Raw genomic sequence first — 19,354 nt, forward strand, 5'->3', positions numbered from 1 at the left:
GACCTGCCCTATGCGACCTGCACGAGTCCCGGGATGGCGGCACGCACGGCACGCGCGAGCGCGATTCCCACAAGGCCCTTGATGATGTCGGGGATGATGAAGGGGGCGCAGGCAGCAGCGAAGGCCGCCATCGGGGTGAGGTTCCCCACGTACATGAGCCAGGCCCACCCGAAGGCATAGGAGGCGAGCAGGCAGGCACCTGCCGCGGCCAGCTCGCGGACGGGCGTCCTCCCCGCCTTGACGATGACGAGGGCAAGCGCCACGCCCACGACGAAGCCCACGATGAAGCCGCCCGTGGGACCAGCCAGCACGCCGATCCCTCCCCGCATGCCCGAGAAGACAGGAAGGCCGATGGCGCCGAGGACCACGTACCCACAGATGGCGAGCATGGCCTGGCGCGGCGACAGGGCGAGCGCGACGAAGGTGACCACCATGGTCTGGAGCGTGAAGGGAACCGGGCCGAACGACACCGTCACCCACGCCGAGACGGCGAGCAAAGCGATGCTCACTCCCGAGAATGCGATGTCGCGCGTCGAGAAGAACGGCTCCTTCGGCTTCCCGTCATGCCCGACGGCCTTCCCCTTCGGAGTCCCATCATCCCCGAGTGTGGTGGCGTCAGCATCGATGCGTCGATCATCCGGTTCCTGAACCATGGCAATCCCCCTTCATGCCGCAGACCGTATGCCCGCGGGCGAATCGGGGGCCATGATAGCCCAGCGAGGACGCAGCCGCCGCACGATTCCGACATATGCGCGACCAGGATGACGAAAGGGGCGGGCCGGCCTCGTGTGCCGTCCCGCCCCTCCCATAGATGGTCCTGACTCGCTTCGCCGCAGGTAGCTAGTCGATGGAGACCTTGGTGACGTTCTCCTTCTCCTGCTGCTTGGGCACGTTCACCGTGAGGATGCCGTCCGCGAGCTTTGCCGTGAGGCCCGAGGTCGCCGCATCCTTGAGATAGACGCCGCGCGTGGAGCTGTACTCGGTCGTCTCCTTATGGATGTAGTTCTTGGCCTTCTCCTCGTCAGAGTCCTTCTTGTCCACGCTGACGGACAGGCGCCCCTCGTTGAGCTCGACATCGATCTGGTCGCGCTTGACACCAGGGACATGGGCCGTGATGGCATAGCCGTCATCGGTCTCCTCCACGTCCATCTTGAAGTCGGCCGTGGCGGCCTCCGGGATGGAGAGCACGTCATCGAGCATGTCGAACGGGAACATCGAGCGTGCGATCCTGCCGTAGCGATCATAGGGAACCATGTTGGTCATCGTTACCACTCCTTCGTGTGCGGGTGCGGCGCACCCTCCGGCGCCTCTTTGGCACCATCTGCTGTCGCTCATAGTTGTTCCCCCGCGGCTTGCTTCTAAACACCATGCACAATATTTTCTTAGCTTCTATGACTGAGCTTATCTAAGTGTCCATATATCATGTTTTGCAAACTAGAGGAAGCCGAGGACAAGGTGAGCAGACTTACTTCAACGAGGAAGGATAGAATGCGAGTAACTGCCTTGTCCTGTCCTTTGGAAGGAATGCCTGCCATGGCTGATGCAGACAACACGCATCCGGACCGCGCCGATGCCCGAGGTGCCAACGAGTCGCCACGCGCCAGGCGTTCGCCATCCCCTCAGGACGGACGGCCTGCACCCGCACCATCACCGGCCGTTTCGGAACCGACGACCCATCAGGCCGCATATGCCGCGACGCCCGGACGAAGGCAGCCGGAGCCGGAGCCCTTCGTCCGTACCCGTTCCCCACATCTCACGCAGCCTCCCGTCGACGACCTCGCAGACGACGACCTCATGGCAGACTCCGCGCAGCATGACTCCTCGTACATCAAGCCCTCGAAGAACCCGCTCGCAGGCATCGGGTACCGACGGTCACGCAGCAAGATGCCGCAGCTCCAGCACGAGCTGCACTATGGGCAGTACCTCGAGATGCCCAAGGGACGCCGCTCCATCTTCGCCTCGCAGGAACAGCGGCGGCACCAGCGCGGCGTCATCGCCGGCATCATCGTGGTGGCCGTCCTCGCCATCGTGGGGTTCCTGATCTGGAGAGGCACCATCGGAAGCTGATGGGTCCGCTCAGGACCAGGGGTCCTGCTCGTAGAGCGGTTCGCGCTTCGGACGGCGGTCGGACCATGGGTCGTAGCCGTCGTCATCCTCGTCCTCGCCGCGCGCGCAGGTACCCTGGTCGGGCAAGGCTCGAGGATGGTCGTCGACGGCCGAGCCCGGCTCGTCGGAAGGCGCGGCCCCCGCGATGCCGGTCGTCTCGTCCTCTGGCTCCGTCGGTCTGCTCTTCTCGTCAGCCATGCCCTACTCCGTGCACAGGTCGTAGTACGCGACGAGGTCCGCATAGTTCGACCCGAACGAGCTGGTGTCATAGTACGAGCTCGTGGCATCCGTGGTCGGGAGGCACGTGACGGCAGCGGTGATTCCCGCGGACCCGTCATACACGAGCACGCTCCAGGTCATATCCCCCTGGGTGCCAGCGAGACAGACGAAGTCGCTGGGATTCGCCCCCTGAGGGCCGATGAAGGTGCTGGTCTTGCACGACGAGGTAACGTTGTCGAGGCCGCACTTCCTCATGACGGCCTTTGCGACGTCGTCGCTCACCTCCTGCTTGGCACCCAGGGCATCCGGCAGGGTCTCCAGCCTGACACCAGACACGGACGCGCCCTGCGCCAAGGCATCATATGAGGAGTCCTGGCCGAAGTTCCCATGGTGGTGCGAGAGCGGGGTGCCCGTGAAGGTCAGCACGGTCGTGCCGTCGGTCAGGATCTCCTCGGCGACGCCGTTGTAGGCTGTCCCATACTTCAGCGCCCAGCCCGACCCCACAAGGTAGCTCGAGATGCCTTCCGGCTTCATGCTGAGGTACGTCGCGACCTGATACGGGTCGCTCGGCGTGACGCTCTTCTCCTTTGCTACCGTGAGCTCGACCGTCGCACCTCCTTGCATCCTCGTCCCCGAATCCGGGGAGACTGCCAGGACGGTGCCAGCCGTCTTGTCGGACTCCTGATAGGTCACGTTCGACTTGAGCCCTGCCTTCTCGATGGCAGCAGTGGCATCGGCCTCGGCCAGTCCGAGCACGTCGGGCACCGTATAGGCCTGTGCGACCGTGAGGGCGATGGCGTCCGTGGCCTTTGCCGTGGCGCCCTGGCCTGGGGTGACCGCCGTCACCGTGCCCTCGTCCTTGTCGGAGCTCTCATAGGCCGTCGAGATGTTGGTGTAGCCTGCATCCGACAGCTTCTTCTTCGCGTCATCGAGCGAGAGGCCGACCACGTCCGGGACGGTACGCGCCACGCCCACCGACAGGGTGACCGTCTTCGAGGTGTCGCTGCGGGTGCCGGCAGCCGGGTCGCTCGAGATGACCTTGCCGACCTGGTCGTCGCTCACGGCATCGACCGTCGCCGTGGGGAAGCCCGCCTGCGTGAGGACGTCTCGGGCGTCATCGACATCCTTGCCCACCACGTCCGGGACCTCGACCCCGCCCCAGATGTGGGCGGAGTACGTCGCATAGGCCACCGCGGCCACGGCCAGGGCCACGGCGACCACGATGAGGGCCACCACGCCCTTCGAGAGGTGGCCCTTCGACCCACCGTCCGGCGAGGCGCCCGAGGTGCCTTCTGCTGAAGGTCGCACAGAGGCCTGGGAGCCTTGCGTGCGAATGGGTGGCACTGCCGTGGTCTCGCCCTCGAGCGACCGCTGGGCCTCGCCCGCCTCGGCGGAGAAGTCCTCCTCGGGAGGGGCCGCCTGTCGGTCGACGGGCTGGGTCTGGCCCGGCACCTCCACACGCGTCGCCCCCACGCCGACGAGCCTGGTCTTGGCCGAGGAGGCGTCGATCCGCTCGGTGAGGCCCCCGTCCGAAGGCAGCTCCTGGGTCCCTCCGTCTGATGCGGCCCCTGGCGCCACCGGACGCGCCCCTGCCACCTGGGTGGCATCCATGCCGCCGGGCGTCGCATCCAGGCGAGCCCCGCATTGTGGGCAGAACCTCATGCCATCAGGAACCGTCGCGGCGCATCTTGGGCAACGCATATGTGACCCCCTCCGGGCCGTGTGACCGACGACCGGTCACATCGACATGCCGATCCGCCTCCATCCTAGGGCATCTTCAGGCTCGGTACAGCGGTTTCCGCCAGACGGAGGCCCTACGCACCCGAGACGTGCTAGGCTCATGCCCAACAGAGAGGAACCACCATGCCTCACGATCCCGTCACCTCGGCGCCGTCCCACACGCGCGTCTTCGACCTCCACTGCGACACGTTGGACTGCCTTGCCTGGCCCACGCTGCCCGACGAGCTCACCGGCGGGAAGAGCGTCCAGGACGAGCCCTGTGCGCACGTGGCGGGCCCCCTCGAGGACTTCGGCACCTGGGATGGGCATCTCTCGCTTGACGGCACCGCCGACCTCGAGTGGTGCCAGTGCCTGGCGGTCTTCCTGCCCGACGACTTGGACGTCCCCCAATCGGTCGACTTCTTCGACCGCGTCTCGTCCACGCTCGCGACCCACGTCGGGGCGCATCCCGACCGCCTGGCACAGGCCCGCAGCATCCGAGAGGTCGATGCTGCGCTCGACGCCGGCAGGATGGCGGGGATGCTGACCATCGAGAACGGCAAGCTCCTGGCCGCCGGTCCTGACATGGTCGAGCGCATCGATGCTGCCGGCGTGCGCATGCTCACGCTCACCTGGAACGCCGCGAATCCCCTTGGCAGCGGCCACAAGAGCGAGGAGGGGCTCACATCCTTCGGGCGCAGCATGGTCCGCGAGCTGGAAGGTCACCACATCGTCGTGGACGTCTCGCATCTCAACGACCCGGGCTTCGCGGACGTCTCCCGCGTCGCGCGGCGTCCCTTCGTAGCGAGTCACTCCAACTCACGAGCCATCTGCGACGTCCCCCGCAACCTCACCGACGACCAGTTCAGGGCGATTCGCGACGCAGGGGGCATCGTCGGCCTCAACCTCTACCGGTCGTTCCTCTCGACCGAGCATGACGACCCCACGCCGGATGACATCTGTGCCCACGTAGAGCATTGGCTTGACCTCGACGGCGAGGACGTCGTCGCGCTTGGCACCGACAACGACGGATGCACGACCCCGAGCTGGCTCCCCTCCTGCAGGCACATGGACACGCTGGCCTCGGTTCTTTCCGCCCGATTTGGGTATGAGCTTGCAGACAGGCTGCTCTTCTCCAACGCACATGCCTTCTTCGAGAGGGCCGAACAGGACTGACCCAGGAGGGACCATGAGCCATCTCAACGGCGTCGGCATCGCGTTCTGCGGTGGCGGGTTCAGGTCGTTCTCGGAGGTCGCCGCCATCGAGAGCATGGAGCGGGCAGGCGTGACACCAGCCGCCTCCGCGGGGACATCGATGGGATCGCTCGTCGCCACGCTGGTCGCCGCAGGGCTTCCTGCATCGCGCATCGCCGATCTCCTGCTCGACCTCGACAGGCGCGTCGTCGAGACCGGTCTCCTCAAGAACCTCGGTCGCCACATCCTCAGCATGGTGAACGACCTCGGTCTCATACCGTCAGAGAAGATCCGCGAGCAGGTGGGGATCACCCTCGACGATGCCGGCATAGGGCGCTTCTCCGACCTCGCGATGCCACTTGCCATGCCCGCCGTGGACGTGCTCACAGGCGAGCTTGTGGTCTTCACCAACACCCCTGGGCTGTTCGAGAACGACCGCGGGGGATGGACGTGCCTCGTCGGCGATCACTCGCTCGCAGACACCATAACGGCATCGGCCTCATATCCCCTGGCCATCCAGCCCATCCAACTCGCGGGGCACACCCTCATGGACGGCGGGAGCCGGATGAACCTCCCCACCCCGCTGTTCGACCGCTCGCTCGTGGATGCCGTGGTGGGCGTCGGGATGATCCGCCATTACAAGCCGCTCGAGAGCCCTGGCCCCATGGACGTCTGGAACCGGACCGTCTCCTACGGCGCCACCCAGCTCGACCGCATCTATGCCCAGGCAGCCGACATCTACGTGAACCTGCCCGTCTCGGGGGAGGACGCCTTCCAGGCAGGCAGCGGCCCCACCGTCATCGCCGAGGCCCGTCAGATGATCGCCGAGAGACCCATCGACTGGGGCGCGGCCAAGCCGGGCCCCCTCACGGCGGTGGCACGTGCCGCGACCGACGCCATCGCACGCATGATGAGGCCCGCAGACCAGGCTTGACCAAGAGGTCAGCCGCAGTGGCTCTCGGAGCCGTCCTCTGGCTCCTCGTCGACCCTCCAGAAGGCCTTGATGAGCGCACAGACGGCGATGCCCACCAGGATCAGCACCCAGCCAGGATGCCAGAGTCCCATGAGGAGCCCGACCGAGAGGAACGCGAAGAGGGCCGCGGAGCCCACGAGACCTGTGACGGCGCCACGCCGCCTACGAGACGAGCGTTCCCCACAGAAGGCGTCAGCGACCCCTGACACCCCCGACCAGACCCCTGTCGAGAAGAGCACCACGAGCCCCTCCCTCCACATGCCTCCCAGGACACCCATGCAGATGAAGGCGATGAGGGCGATCCAGCCACACGGGAACCGATGCATCCACGTATGGTGGTGCTGCAGGTGCCTCTGGGCTTCGTTCCAGCTCTCACAGTGCTCGCCGTTCACCGTGAACCCGCCCGACGAGTCGGCGTGGACCTCGTTGCCGTCATGGTCGCTCACGCGGAAGGCACCGCCGGAGCCCATGTCCACATGGTCGCCCTTGCCGGGGTCGCTCACATGGATGCCGTCCAGCCCCACATGCACGTCGGTGCCCGCATGGTCATGGACGTTGATTCCGTCGCGCCAGTTCATATGGACATGGTCCCCGCCGTCGTGTACGTCGATCCCGTCCGAGAAGGACACGTGCGTAGGCTCGGCCTCCCTAGCTCCAACCGATGATCCCTTGTCCGCGTTCGTGCAGCCATCCGCGCTGTCGGCCTCAGGGTCCAAGGGAGCGCCCGCCCCCTCGACGACGTCGCATGCGACCGCAGGCTCATCGTTGCTGGCGTCCACGAGGTCATGAGCCTCAGGGTCGCCCTTGAGAAGGTCGTCCAGGCTCATGCCATAGAGGTCCGCAAGCGCGATGAGGTTGTCGGTGTCCGGGCTCGACTCAGCCCGCTCCCACTTCGATACGGCCTGACGGCTCACACCGAGCTGGTTGGCGAGGGACTCCTGTGAGAGCCCGCGGTCACGCCTGAGCTTGGAGAGACGATAGGCGATATCGACGTTCATGGCGTATCCCTTCGGTCTGGTTCGGTATGCAAGCACCATCCTGGGGTTGCGGTATTGCCAATTCCACCTATTCTAGTGCGCAATTCTCGACGCAACCAGCGGTTGCGCCATGAGAGGGGAGTCCTTCTGGCCGTAGTTCCCGCTGCCGCGACAGGTGGCCCGCAAACGAGAGGAGGCCCCGGTCCAGACGGACCGGGGCCTCCTGCCTCGATAGAGAAAATGCCCTTCGTTGGTCAGCGACGACCTGCTCTCCCACGGACTACACCGCAGTACCATCGGCGCTCGGGGGCTTAACTTCTGGGTTCGGAATGGGACCAGGTGTACCTCCCCTGCCATAATCGCTGACCAACGAAGGGCATTCTGCTGTCAAGGGGTCCGACTACGTCGTACCCTGATGGCTACACAGCGTGAACACGAGCTTTCCAAGAAGTCGCATGAGATGCGCAAACACAAACCAAAAGAGAAAAGAAGAGCTCGACCGATTAGTACTGCTCGACTGAACGCCTTACAGCGCTTACATCTGCAGCCTATCAACCTCGTAGTCTACAAGGGGTCTTACCAAAAAGAGAACTCATCTCGGGACGGGCTTCCCGCTTAGATGCTTTCAGCGGTTATCCCAACCGGACTCAGCTACTCGGCAATGCCATTGGTTGACAACCGATACACCGGAGGTCCGTCCACCCCGGTCCTCTCGTACTAGGGGCAGCCTCCCTCAATTCTCTTACGCCCACGGAGGATAGGGACCGAACTGTCTCACGACGTTCTGAACCCAGCTCGCGTACCGCTTTAAATGGCGAACGGCCATACCCTTGGGACCTGCTCCAGCCCCAGGATGCGATGAGCCGACATCGAGGTGCCAAACCTTCCCGTCGATGTGGACTCTTGGGGAAGATCAGCCTGTTATCCCCGGAGTACCTTTTATCCGTTGAGCGACGGCCATTCCACGCTGAGCCGCCGGATCACTAGAGCCTGGTTTCCCATCTGCTCGACTTGTAAGTCTCGCAGTCAAGCCTGCTTATGCTCTTGCACTCAAAAGCATGGTTGCCGACCATGCTGAGCAGACCTTACGCGCGCCTCCGTTACTCTTTAGGAGGCGACCGCCCCAGTCAAACTACCCACCTGACACGGTCCCACTGCCGGCTTACGGCCAGTGGTTAGGATGCCAGAACGTCGAGGGTGGTATTCCAAGGGTGACTCCCCAGAAACTGGCGTCCCTGGTTCAAAGTCTCCCACCTATCCTCTACACGACGAACCGGCAGCCAATGTCAAGCTGCAGTAAAGGTTCACGGGGTCTTTCCGTCCTTCCGCGGGTAAGTCGCATCTTCACGACTAGTGCAATTTCACCGGGTCCATGGTTGAGACAGTGCCCAAATCGTTACGCCTTTCGTGCAGGTCGGAACTTACCCGACAAGGAATTTCGCTACCTTAGGACCGTTATAGTTACGGCCGCCGTTTACCGGGGCTTAGATTCGCTGCTTCGGATTGCTCCTAACAACTCCTCGTGACCTTCCGGCACCGGGCAGGCGTCAGACCCTATACGTCGTCTTACGACTTCAGCAGAGTCCTGTGTTTTTGATAAACAGTCGTTTGGGCCAATTTTCTGTGACCGATAAGGGCTCAGGGAGCAAGTCCCATCACCCTACTCGGCACCCCTTCTCCCGAAGTTACGGGGCAATTTTGCCGAGTTCCTTAACCATGGTTCTCCCGATCGCCTTGGTATGTTCTACCCACCCACCTGTGTCGGTTTGCGGTACGGGCTCCTAAGAGCTCCCTAGAGGTTTTTCTTGGAAGTATGGGCTCACTTACTTCGCTCAATTGTTTCGTCAGTCACCTCAGCCGTCGCGGAAGCGCATTTCACTACTTCCCAGCCTACGTGACTTCACGGGGACGTCCAGAACCCCGCTAAGCTACCCTGCTCCGTCACCCCATTGGTGATAACGCTCTTTCGGAGGTGCAGGAATGTCTACCTGCTATGCATCGACTACGCCTTCCGGCCTCGCCTTAGCTCCCGACTGACCCTGGGAGGATTAGCCTTGCCCAGGAAACCTTGGGTTTACGGCGGAGACGTTTTTCACGTCTCTCTCGTTACTCATGCCAGCATTCTCACTTCCAAGCGGTCCACAGAGGGTCATCCCACTGCTTCACCCCACTTGGAAAGCTCCCCTACCACCAGTACTAGGTACTGATCCGTTGCTTCGGTACCATGCTTAGCCCCGTATATTGTCGGCGCATGTCCACTCGACCAGTGAGCTATTACGCACTCTTTAAATGAATGGCTGCTTCTAAGCCAACATCCTGGTTGTCTGAGCAAACGCACATCCTTTGCCACTTAGCATGGATTTAGGGACCTTAGCAGACGGTCTGGGCTGTTTCCCTTTTGAATACACAACTTAGCTCACATATTCTGACTCCCGAGCTATGGACCGTTGACATTCGGAGTTTGATTGATGTTGGTAGGCGGTGAGGCCCCCGCAATCATTCAGTGCTCTACCTTCAACGGTAAACGCTCGAGGCTAGCCCTAAAGCTATTTCGGGGAGAACGAGATATCTCCAGGTTTGATTAGCCTTTCACTCCTATCCACAGGTCATCCCCTCAGTTTTCAACCTAAGTGGGTTCGGTCCTCCACGGGGTCTTACCCCCGCTTCAACCTGCCCATGGATAGCTCACCTGGCTTCGCGTCTACGACATGCGACTGGCGCCCAGTTAAGACTCGCTCTCGCTACGGCTCGCTTATCAGCTTAACCTTGCCGCATATCGTAACTCGCTGGCTCATTCTACAAAAGGCACGCCGTCACAGGCCAAAGGCCTGCTCCGACTGCTTGTAGGCACACGGTTTCAGGTACTATTTCACTCCCCTCTCGGGGTGCTTTTCACCTTTCCCTCACGGTACTTGTCCACTATCGGTCACAGGAGAGTATTTAGGTTTGGAGGGTGGTCCCCCCAGGTTCCCACCGGGTTTCACGTGTCCGGCAGTACTCAGGTACCACGTCAGCAGATCATGAGGTTTCGCATACGGGACTCTAACCCTGTATCGTCGGCCTTCCCAGACCGTTCCGCTACCACATGATTTTGTAACTGCTTAGGGGAGAAGCAGCTCCCCAATGACAGGCCCTACAACACCGATCGGTGCAACCCCTGCAAGGTATACGCTACCGTCGGTTTGACCTATGTCCCCGTTCGCTCGCCACTACTAGGGGAATCTCGGTTGATTTCTCTTCCTCTGGGTACTTAGATGTTTCAGTTCCCCAGGTTGCCTCCACCACGCCTATGTGTTCAGCGTGGGGTGATGGGAGATGAGTCCCATCAAGTTCGCCCATTCGGAAATCCACGGGTCAAAGGGTATGTGCCCCTCACCGTGGCTTATCGCAGCTAGTCACGTCCTTCATCGGCTTCCTGTGCCAAGGCATCCACCGTGTGCCCTTACCATCTTCTTCTCCATTGACGCTGGCGCATCAATGTTTGGTTTGGGTCATACATACACTTGTCTGGGTCGGGAAGACCCAGACATGCGATCAGATGCGATCTTCTTAAAAAGAAAATCTCGTTTCACGCTATGCAGCTATCAAGGTGCGGCGAGGGCGAACCCTCGAAACCGGATGCTGCGATGCGACTGATACGACAAAGAGTAGATCGTTGTTGCGGAATTAGACGGGACCGCTCTGTCAAATGTCTTCTCTAGAAGAGGTGATTCTCCCTAGAAAGGAGGTGATCCAGCCGCACCTTCCGGTACGGCTACCTTGTTACGACTTCACCCCCCTTACCCTCCACACCTTCGGCATCTCCCTCCCTTGCGGGTTGGGCCGACGACTTCGGGTGCAAACGACTCGGGTGGTGTGACGGGCGGTGTGTACAAGGCCCGGGAACGCATTCACCGCGGCGTGCTGATCCGCGATTACTAGCAACTCCGACTTCACGGAGGCGGGTTGCAGCCTCCGATCCGAACTGGGGCCGGCTTTAAGGGATTCGCTTACTCTCGCGAGTTCGCAGCCCGTTGTGCCGGTCATTGTAGCACGTGTGCAGCCCTGGATATAAGGGGCATGATGACTTGACGTCGTCCCCACCTTCCTCCGGCTTAACGCCGGCGGTCTCGCACGGGTGCCCAGCCGAACTGCTGGCAACATGCGACGAGGGTTGCGCTCGTTGCGGGACTTAACCCAACATCTCACGACACGAGCTGACGACAGCCATGCACCACCTGTATAGGCTCCTTTCGGCCACGACGTTTCCGCCGCTTCACCTATATGTCAAACCCAGGTAAGGTTCTTCGCGTTGCTTCGAATTAAGCCACATGCTCCGCTGCTTGTGCGGGCCCCCGTCAATTCCTTTGAGTTTTAGCCTTGCGGCCGTACTCCCCAGGCGGGACACTTAATGCGTTAGCTGCGGCACGGAGAGAACATCTCCCCACACCTAGTGTCCATCGTTTACGGCTAGGACTACCAGGGTATCTAATCCTGTTCGCTCCCCTAGCTTTCGCGCCTCAGCGTCAGTTATGGCCCAGAAGGCCGCCTTCGCCACCGGTGTTCTTCCCAATATCTGCGCATTCCACCGCTACACTGGGAATTCCACCTTCCCCTACCAAACTCAAGCCTGCCGGTATCGGAAGCGGACGGGGGTTGAGCCCCCGGATTTGACTTCCGACCTAACAGGCCGCCTACGCGCGCTTTACGCCCAATGAATCCGGATAACGCTTGCCCCCTACGTATTACCGCGGCTGCTGGCACGTAGTTAGCCGGGGCTTCTTCTGCAGGTACTGTCACCTTTCGGCCTCATCCCTGCTGAAAGCGGTTTACAACCCTAGAGCCTTCATCCCGCACGCGGCGTCGCTGCATCAGGCTTTCGCCCATTGTGCAATATTCCCCACTGCTGCCTCCCGTAGGAGTCTGGGCCGTGTCTCAGTCCCAATCTGGCCGGTCGGTCTCTCAACCCGGCTACCCATCATCGCCTTGGTAGGCCATTACCCCACCAACTAGCTAACAGGCCGCGGGCCCATCCTTCTCCGCCGGAGCTTTCCCGGAACCTGCATGTGGAGGTTCCGGAGTATTCGGTATTAACCACGGTTTCCCGAGGCTGTCCCGATGAGAAGGGCAGGTTGCCCACGTGTTACTCAGCCGTTCGCCACTTTATACACACCCGAAGGTGCTTTAATCGTTCGACTTGCATGTGTTAGGCGCGCCGCCAGCGTTCATCCTGAGCCAGGATCGAACTCTCCGTTCAAATAAGGGCCGAAGCCCTAAAGTTTAAAGCAGTGAGCTGATCTCGTCTCGAATTCCGCTGATCTATTTCGGATTCGCTGATTTGAATTGACGTGGCACATATTGCTATGTACTCACATATTCGAAATTTCGCTGGTCTGTCTTTGTCGATCTTTCGATCGCAGTATCCGGTTTTCAAGGTTCGCTGCGCCGTCCGTGTGCCCTTCGTTGCCTCTGGGCTCGTTTGCGGCGCGAGGAATTACTATACGCACCCTCGGCGCCCTGAGGCACGGGAATCTGGTGAGCGGCCATTCGTTCACAGTTACTTCACATATCGCCATGGGCGAGGGCCGCACCGGCGTCGAGGAGGGCGTCCCTGCCCGCGGCCGAGGAGCACTCCGCCGTCACGCGCACGAAGGGCTCCGTGCGGGAGGGACGGACGAGCAGCCAGGAGCCGTCCTCCATCTCGAGGCGGATCCCGTCCATATGGTTGACGTGCACGGGGACCTGCCCGGCGACGCTCGCCGGGTTGGCACCAGGCAGCACGTTGCGGAGCGTCTGTATCTCCGCGGAGCCCAGCCGGACGTCGCGTCGTCCATAGTCCATGTGCCCCAGGCGTGCCTCGAGGTCATCGACCAGCTCCGTGAGCGTCAGGTGGGTGGTGCCCATGAGCTCGCAGACGAGCAGCGCCTCCATGAGACCGTCGCGCGTAGGCGCCAGGGCGGGCACGCACATGCCGCAGAGCTCGTCGCAACCGAGCAGCACGCCGCCACGCACGATCTCATCGTGCACCCAGCAGAAGCCGGCAGCACAGACGACGACCTCGCAACCCAGGCGCTCTGCCTGGCGCTTCACGAGCGCCGATGCCGACTGCGGCACGATGATCCTGCCGCTGAGCCCCCTACCCTCGACGAGATGGTCCATGATGAGCGCGACGACCTTGTGCGCCGGGACGAGGTTCCCGCGCTCGTCGACGATGCCGATCCTGTCTCCGGCACCCTCGCACACGATTCCGAGGTCCGCGCCCTTCTCGACGACCTCACGCTCGCAGTCGTCGACCCATGGCTCGAAGACCTCGGGGTGAAGCCCGCCGAAGTCTCCCACGGCATCCCCGTGCATCTCGTGCACGTCCAGCCCCTCCTCCTCGAGGAGATGGGCGAGGTGCCCCCGTGCCGCGCCATACATGGGGTCGACGACGACCGAGAGCGATGAGCCTGCAAGGGCCTCGTGGTCCGCCAGGCCATGCAACGTGCGCAGGTAGGGACCCATGAGGTCCACCGTCCCGACCTCCCCGGTGATGTCGGGGGCATCTGGCGGGACCAGCGCCTCCATGGTCTCCAGGTCGAGCGCATCCACGGCCGAGCCGTCCGCACACCTGATACGGAGGCCTCCCATGCCCGCAGGTCGCTGCGAGGCCGTGACCATGACGCCGCCGCAGGCCCCCTGGTCCGTGTTGATCGCGCGGGCGAGCGCGGGCGTCGGACAGGCCGAGTCAGAGAGGTGAACGTCGAGGCCGTGCGCCGAGAGCACGACGGCCGCGGCGCGCGCGAACTCATCTGACCCATCCCTGGTGTCATATCCTACGTAGACGGCAGCACCAGGCATCGAGGCAGACCACAGGGATGCCGCTGCGTCCACGACACGGCTCACGTTGCCTACTTCGAAGCCGTCGTCGTAGCGTGCGTACCAACCATCTGCCACAAAGTGGATGACCTGCATGTTGAACGATGACCTCCGAGGGGTCTCGAGATGGGTTCTGACTATACGTGCCTTATGCCAGCGATACCGGGCCCAGCGCCTCGCGGAATGCCTGCGCCATGACGGGATCCGCGAGCGCCATACGTGCGTTGGTGGCTGCCCATGCCGCAGGCGTCCCGGTGTCGCAGCCCTCGTCGGCATCGACCACCACGGCATACATCTCCTCCTCGTCGAGGAGGCGGACCATGGCGTCGGTCAGCTGGATCTCGCCACCTGCACCCGGCACCTGTGTGCCGAGAAGGTCCATGATCCGCGGCGAGAGCAGGTAACGACCCACGATGAAGAGGTGGGACGGCGCATCTGCCTGGGAGGGCTTCTCGACCATGCCTGACATCTTCCAGACCGCCCCCGCCTGCTCACCCGAAGCAGAGCTTCCCTCGAGGGATCCGATGCATGAGCCTGCGATGATCCCATAGCGGCTCACCTGGTCGGCGGCGACTGGTGCCACCGCGATGACGGAGGCCATCCCATGCGCACGGGACACCTCGAGCATGTCCTTGTTCATCTGCTGGTCGGGGACGAAGTAGTCGCCGAGGAGGACGAAGAAGGGCTCGTCGCCCACCTCGGACGCAGCACAGTGCACGGCATGGCCCAGGCCGAGCGGCTCGTCCTGGTACACGAACGACACCGGCAGGGCCCCTGCCTCGTGGACCTTGTCGGCCTCCGCGTCCTTGCCACGATGCCTCAGCATCGCCTCGAAATCCGGGTCTGGCGAGAAGTACTGCTCGATCTGGGGCTTCTCGCGAGAGTTGACGATCACGCACCCATCGACGCCTTCGGGCGCGAGGGCCTCCTCGACGACATATTGGATGACCGGCTTGTCAAGCACGGGCAGGAGCTCCTTGGCGCCGCACTTGGTGGCGGGCAGAAAACGAGTCCCGAGTCCCGCAGCCGGTATGATTGCCTTCATGAGAATCCCTTCACTCCCATCCGAGGACTCCGGATGCCTTGTCGGTCGTTTGGCTAGCACCTCAGAAACGATAGCGCGTGGCACCTTGCAAGCCGCGCCCTTCCATAGAAAGAGCGTCGAGGGCGCCGCCGAGCGGTCACGCTTCACCCCCCGGGCGGGGCTATCCTTCGTCGGGACCTTGGTCCGGGCCGCGTCCTGGGCCCCGGTGCGACTCGAGGGTGATCTGGGACAGGAAGGGAACGGAGCCATCGAAGGCGCCTTCCTCGGCCTGCCAGCTCCAATTCCCCTCCGCCGTGCCAGGCACGTTCATGCGTGCGGTGTCATCGAGCGCGAGCGCGTCCTGCAGCGGCATGATCACCACCGATGCCCGACTCCCCCACACCGAACAGGCCAGACGGTCTGCGAGCGTACGGGCCTCCTCCCCCGCGACCCCGTAGCGCAGCTCGCTCCACCCCAGCAACGTCGACGTGTCATGCGTGCTGGTGTAGGCGACCTTGCCCGGAGAGGGGACATAGCCCTGGAGCACGTCGGCGTCAGAGAACTCGAGCACGTCCATACCCGTGAAGCCCCCCTGCGCCACGAGGGCGCGCACGGCCGGCGTGATGGTGCCGAGGTCCTCCGCGATGACAGGCAGCCTGCCGAGCCTCTCGTAGGCGGCCTCGAACAGGGCCATGCCAGGGCCCGGGAGCCAGCGCCCCTCGCGGGCGGTCTTGCCCTCCTCGATCGCATAGTAGGAGGAGAAGCCCAGGAAATGGTCGAGCCGCACATAGTCGTAGAGGGAGAAGGCGCGGCGAAGGCGGTCGAGCCACCACGAGTAGCCGTCCGTGGCCATGACCTTCCAGTCATAGGTCGGATTGCCCCAGAGCTGACCATCGGCAGCGAACGCATCCGGTGGAGTCCCTGCCTGCTCGCTCGCGAGTCCGGCATCATCGAGCCTGAAGAGGTCGGGGTTCGCCCAGACATCCGCAGAGTCCGCACTCACATACATCGGCATGTCCCCGATGATGTGGACGCCGTGGTCATGCGCATAGGCATGCAGGTCCTGCCACTCCCGCTCGAAGCGGTACTGGCAGAAGCGCCTGAAGCGCACCTCGCGTGCGAAGCGGGGGTCGACGGCAAGCTCGCTGTCGTAGTGCCTGAGGTCGAGCGGCCATTCCTGCCAAGGCTCGTCATCGCGTGCGGCATGTATCGCCGCGAAGCAGGCATAGGGGTCGAGCCAACCTGCATTGGCCTCGCAGAAGGAGCGGTAGTCATGGTCGGTCTCGTCGAACCTGGCAAACCCGGCACGCAGGGCGGCCTCGTCCTCCTCGAGGAGGTTCACGTTGCCCGCCATGGCCGACACGCCCGCATAGGGCGAGCCGTGCTCGTCCGTCGGATTGACGGGAAGGACCTGCCAGTAGGTGAGCCCGCAACTTGCGAGCTGGTCGACGAAGTGCCGTGCCTCGGCACCCAACGTCCCATGGCCGTCGCGCCCGCCCGGCAGCGACGTCACATGGCAGAGGATGCCGGCGCCACGTTCTGGGGCCTGGGCGATGCGTTCCGCGCCATGGAAGTAGAGGACCGCTGACCCCAAGGGAGAGAGCAGCACGTGGGCGAGTCCTGCCTCGAGCGTGACCTGGGCACCACCGACAAGGTCCTCTACCTGATCGCCCTGCACGCGGACGTAGGCATCATGCTCGCACGAGGAGGACCGGTTGACGAAGACCACCAGCGACTCGCCCGAATGCTCCCCAGTCCCTCTGCGGATGAACCCGTAGACATCGTCGCCGCAGGACAGCGGCTCGAAGGTCCCATTCACCAGATAGGGGAACGTACGGCGGAGCGCCATGGCATTGCGATAGATCGTCTCGCAGTCAGCATCCTCGTGCCCCCAAGGGAAGGTCCCTCTGTTGCAGGGATCGGTGAGGCCCTCGAGCCCGGCCTCGTCCCCGTAGTACACGCAGGGGACCCCGGGCATCGTCATCTGCACGAGCGCGGCGAGCCATAGACGGCTCTTCGCAAGGCCACGCTGGCCCTCGGTGAGGCGATAGCAGGCTCGCTCCTGCTCGGTCATGCCACTTGGGTCAGGGCACCCCCCGAGCACGGAGAGAAGCCTGGTCCTGTCATGGCTCCCCAACAGGTTGAGCGCGCAGGCGAATGCCTCGGGAGGGTAGCTCTCCTGGAGCGACAGCATCCTCTCGACGACCTCGTCCGCAGGTATCTCGTTGGTGAGGAAGTCGAGCAAGGCCGTCCGGAAGGGGTAGTCCATGGCACTGTCGAGCTCATCGCCAAGCAGGTAGCGACGCGTCTTGCCATAGGCGACCTTGTTGGATGCGTCCTCCCAGACCTCACCTATGAGAAGCCCGTTCGGGCGCTCCTCGAGCACCGCCCCCTTGATGGCGGCGATGAAGTCGTCGGGAAGCTCGTCGGCGACATCGAGACGCCAGCCGCTCGCCCCCGCACGGAGCCAATGTCTGACGACGCCGTCCCTGCCAAGCATGAACCTGCGATAGCTCGGCTCCTCCTCCTCGACGTCCGGAAGGTCGGCGACGCCCCACCAGCTGCAGTAGGTCTTGCCATCGTTCTCTATCTTGTACCAGCTGCGGTAGGGAGACTCCTCACTCTGGTAGGCACCAAGACCCGGATAGTTGCCATACTTGTTGAAGTAGCGCGAGTCGCACCCCGTATGGTTGAACACACCGTCGAGAATCACATGCATGCCAAGGGACGAGGCCTCCACGCAGAGGGCACGGAAGTCCTCCTCGGTGCCCAGCAGGGGATCGATGCGCATGTAGTCGCCGGTGTCATAGCGATGGTTGCTCGCGGCCTCGAAGATGGGATTGAGGTAGATCACCGTGAAGCCCATCTCGCGCAGCCGGGAGAGCTCGCCGGTGATGCCACGGAGGGTTCCCCCGTAGAAGTCCCAGCAGGTGATATGGCCTTCGTCATCCTTCTGATAGGTAGGGGGACGATCCCAGTCCTGCACGAGGACACGGTCGGGGCCATGGCGATGGCCCTCGAGCTCCACCTTGGCGTTGGCCTTCCAGTCATCACCTCGGCGGAACCTGTCCGGGAATATCTGATAGACGATGCCATCCTCGTACCATGAGGGACGGACCGGCCGCGGGTGATAGACCGTCACCTGGAACGACGGGGGCATGTGGTCATAGACGGCACCTTCGCCGCCCGTCCTCCCCTGGGGGGCCCCGAGGTAGCGCACGATGCCGCCCGAGCACTCGATCACGAAGCAGTACCAGAGGGTCTTGGGATCGCCCGCTGGTAGGGTGCACGAGAACCTCAGATGGTCTCCCTGGGGGGCAAGCATCATGGTGACGTAGGACTCCCCCACGCCATCCTCCCATGTGCGACAGGTCACCACGGCGTCGGGGTCATCCCAGATGTCTATGGCAAGAGAAACGGCGCCGCCATCACACACGGCGCCGTAGGGGCTTCGATAATCAGTATCCCTGCTGTTATGACGAGCTCTCATAGGGTGGTTACCTCGTACCCTCCTTGGATGCGTGCTTCGGTGCCGGCTTGGCCGTTGGCTTCTTGGCGGCCTTCGCGGCCGGCTTGGCCGCAGGCTTTGCGGCGACCTTCGCGGCCGGCTTGGCCGCAGGCTTCACCGTGGACTTGGCGACCGACTTGGCTACTGGCTTTGTCGCAGACTTCGCGACCGGCTTTGCTGCGGCCTTGGTAGCAGGCTTTGCCGCGTGCTTCACAGCGGGCTTTGCAGCAGGCTTGGCGGCCGACTTCGCCGAAGGCTTGGCCACGACCTTGGTAGCGGGCTTGCTTGCCGACTTCGCTGCAGGCTTTCCTGCTGGCTTTGCCGTGTGCTTCACAGCGGGCCTAGCCGCAGGCTTCGCGGCAGGCTTCGCGGCAGGCTTCGCCGAAGGCTTAGGCGTCGTCCTTGCCGCAGGCTTGGCCGAGGTCTTGGCCACGTGCTTTGCCGCCGGCTTAGCGACGGGCTTCACAGCGGGCTTTGCCGCCGGCTTAGCGACGGGCTTCACAGCGGGCTTTGCCGCCGGCTTAGCGACGGGCTTGGCTGCGGTCTTGGCCGCAGGCTTTGCGGCAGGCTTCACGGCCGACTTTGCGGCAGGCTTTGCGGCAGGCTTCACGGCCGACTTTGCGGCAGGCTTTGCGGCAGGCTTCGAAGGGGCCACCGTGAGCGATGAAGTGGCCGCCTTGGAGCCCGTCGACGCCATGGCTGTCGGCCTTGCGGGAGGAACCTTGGCGATGGGCTGGGGCTTCACCTGGACGATGGGCTTTGGTCCAGACTTGACGACGGCCTTGGGCTCGGGGTTC

11 protein-coding genes, 3 rRNA genes and 1 pseudogene are annotated in these 19,354 nt (G+C 63.1%); 3 read left to right on the forward strand and 12 right to left on the reverse strand.

The features are described from left to right. Positions 1-8: 8 nt before the first annotated feature. Positions 9-653, reverse strand: a complete 645-nt coding sequence (locus LKE50_01550) for a biotin transporter BioY (protein ID MCH3967321.1) — start codon at positions 651-653, stop codon at positions 9-11. A gap of 187 nt (positions 654-840) precedes the next feature. Then, positions 841-1,263 carry an Hsp20 family protein gene (locus tag LKE50_01555; GenBank protein MCH3967322.1) on the reverse strand — a complete coding sequence of 141 codons (423 nt, stop codon included), beginning with the start codon at positions 1,261-1,263 and terminating at the stop codon, positions 841-843. A 531-nt stretch (positions 1,264-1,794) separates the two neighbouring features. Here LKE50_01555 and LKE50_01560 point away from each other — a divergent pair. After that, positions 1,795-2,067, forward strand: coding sequence for a hypothetical protein (locus LKE50_01560; protein ID MCH3967323.1), 273 nt, complete (start codon positions 1,795-1,797; stop codon positions 2,065-2,067). Between the two features lie 9 nt (positions 2,068-2,076). Here LKE50_01560 and LKE50_01565 read toward each other — a convergent pair whose 3' ends face one another. Beyond that, positions 2,077-2,304, reverse strand: coding sequence for a hypothetical protein (locus LKE50_01565; protein ID MCH3967324.1), 228 nt, complete (start codon positions 2,302-2,304; stop codon positions 2,077-2,079). Between the two features lie 3 nt (positions 2,305-2,307). Continuing rightward, complete coding sequence (locus tag LKE50_01570; GenBank protein MCH3967325.1) at positions 2,308-4,026, reverse strand: PASTA domain-containing protein; 1,719 nt, start codon at positions 4,024-4,026, stop codon at positions 2,308-2,310. A gap of 162 nt (positions 4,027-4,188) precedes the next feature. On the opposite strand from LKE50_01570, the gene LKE50_01575 reads away from it, so the two are divergent. Together LKE50_01575 and LKE50_01580 are read left to right on the forward strand one after the other, a co-directional pair. After that, complete coding sequence (locus LKE50_01575; GenBank protein MCH3967326.1) at positions 4,189-5,220, forward strand: membrane dipeptidase; 1,032 nt, start codon at positions 4,189-4,191, stop codon at positions 5,218-5,220. A 13-nt stretch (positions 5,221-5,233) separates the two neighbouring features. Then, positions 5,234-6,172, forward strand: a complete 939-nt coding sequence (locus LKE50_01580; GenBank protein MCH3967327.1) for a patatin-like phospholipase family protein — start codon at positions 5,234-5,236, stop codon at positions 6,170-6,172. 8 nt (positions 6,173-6,180) lie between these two features. Here the strand turns inward: LKE50_01580 and LKE50_01585 are convergent, their stop codons facing one another. The 8 genes and pseudogenes from LKE50_01585 to LKE50_01620 form a co-directional block, all read right to left on the reverse strand. Then, positions 6,181-7,209 carry a helix-turn-helix domain-containing protein gene (locus LKE50_01585; protein MCH3967328.1) on the reverse strand — a complete coding sequence of 343 codons (1,029 nt, stop codon included), beginning with the start codon at positions 7,207-7,209 and terminating at the stop codon, positions 6,181-6,183. Between the two features lie 231 nt (positions 7,210-7,440). Next, positions 7,441-7,555: ribosomal RNA gene (gene rrf, locus LKE50_01590) — 5S ribosomal RNA — on the reverse strand. Between the two features lie 116 nt (positions 7,556-7,671). After that, a 23S ribosomal RNA gene (locus LKE50_01595) occupies positions 7,672-10,644 on the reverse strand. Positions 10,645-10,908: 264 nt separating this feature from the next. After that, a 16S ribosomal RNA gene (locus LKE50_01600) occupies positions 10,909-12,424 on the reverse strand. The 16S, 23S and 5S rRNA genes sit together here, the layout of an rRNA operon. A gap of 305 nt (positions 12,425-12,729) precedes the next feature. Beyond that, positions 12,730-14,121 carry a phosphoglucomutase/phosphomannomutase family protein gene (locus LKE50_01605; GenBank protein MCH3967329.1) on the reverse strand — a complete coding sequence of 464 codons (1,392 nt, stop codon included), beginning with the start codon at positions 14,119-14,121 and terminating at the stop codon, positions 12,730-12,732. Between the two features lie 52 nt (positions 14,122-14,173). Then, entirely contained in the window at positions 14,174-15,070 is an 897-nt protein-coding gene (locus LKE50_01610; protein ID MCH3967330.1) for a UTP--glucose-1-phosphate uridylyltransferase, read from the reverse strand. A 160-nt stretch (positions 15,071-15,230) separates the two neighbouring features. Then, positions 15,231-18,398: a 4-alpha-glucanotransferase gene (locus tag LKE50_01615; GenBank protein MCH3967331.1), complete on the reverse strand. Its 3,168-nt coding sequence runs from the start codon at positions 18,396-18,398 to the stop codon at positions 15,231-15,233. Positions 18,399-18,546: 148 nt separating this feature from the next. Further along, positions 18,547-19,203 (reverse strand): annotated as a pseudogene (locus LKE50_01620) (hypothetical protein). Positions 19,204-19,354 lie beyond the last annotated feature (151 nt).

It is taken from the genome of Atopobiaceae bacterium, assembly GCA_022483015.1.
Lineage (GTDB): Bacteria > Actinomycetota > Coriobacteriia > Coriobacteriales > Atopobiaceae > JALCUE01.

Coding starts and splice junctions, on each gene's coding strand:
- LKE50_01550 (MCH3967321.1), bottom strand. CDS start 653: ATGGTTCAGGAACCGGATGATCGACGCATCGATGCTGACGCCACCACA.
- LKE50_01555 (MCH3967322.1), bottom strand. CDS start 1,263: ATGACCAACATGGTTCCCTATGATCGCTACGGCAGGATCGCACGCTCG.
- LKE50_01560 (MCH3967323.1), top strand. CDS start 1,795: ATGGCAGACTCCGCGCAGCATGACTCCTCGTACATCAAGCCCTCGAAG.
- LKE50_01565 (MCH3967324.1), bottom strand. CDS start 2,304: ATGGCTGACGAGAAGAGCAGACCGACGGAGCCAGAGGACGAGACGACC.
- LKE50_01570 (MCH3967325.1), bottom strand. CDS start 4,026: ATGCGTTGCCCAAGATGCGCCGCGACGGTTCCTGATGGCATGAGGTTC.
- LKE50_01575 (MCH3967326.1), top strand. CDS start 4,189: ATGCCTCACGATCCCGTCACCTCGGCGCCGTCCCACACGCGCGTCTTC.
- LKE50_01580 (MCH3967327.1), top strand. CDS start 5,234: ATGAGCCATCTCAACGGCGTCGGCATCGCGTTCTGCGGTGGCGGGTTC.
- LKE50_01585 (MCH3967328.1), bottom strand. CDS start 7,209: ATGAACGTCGATATCGCCTATCGTCTCTCCAAGCTCAGGCGTGACCGC.
- LKE50_01605 (MCH3967329.1), bottom strand. CDS start 14,121: ATGCAGGTCATCCACTTTGTGGCAGATGGTTGGTACGCACGCTACGAC.
- LKE50_01610 (MCH3967330.1), bottom strand. CDS start 15,070: ATGAAGGCAATCATACCGGCTGCGGGACTCGGGACTCGTTTTCTGCCC.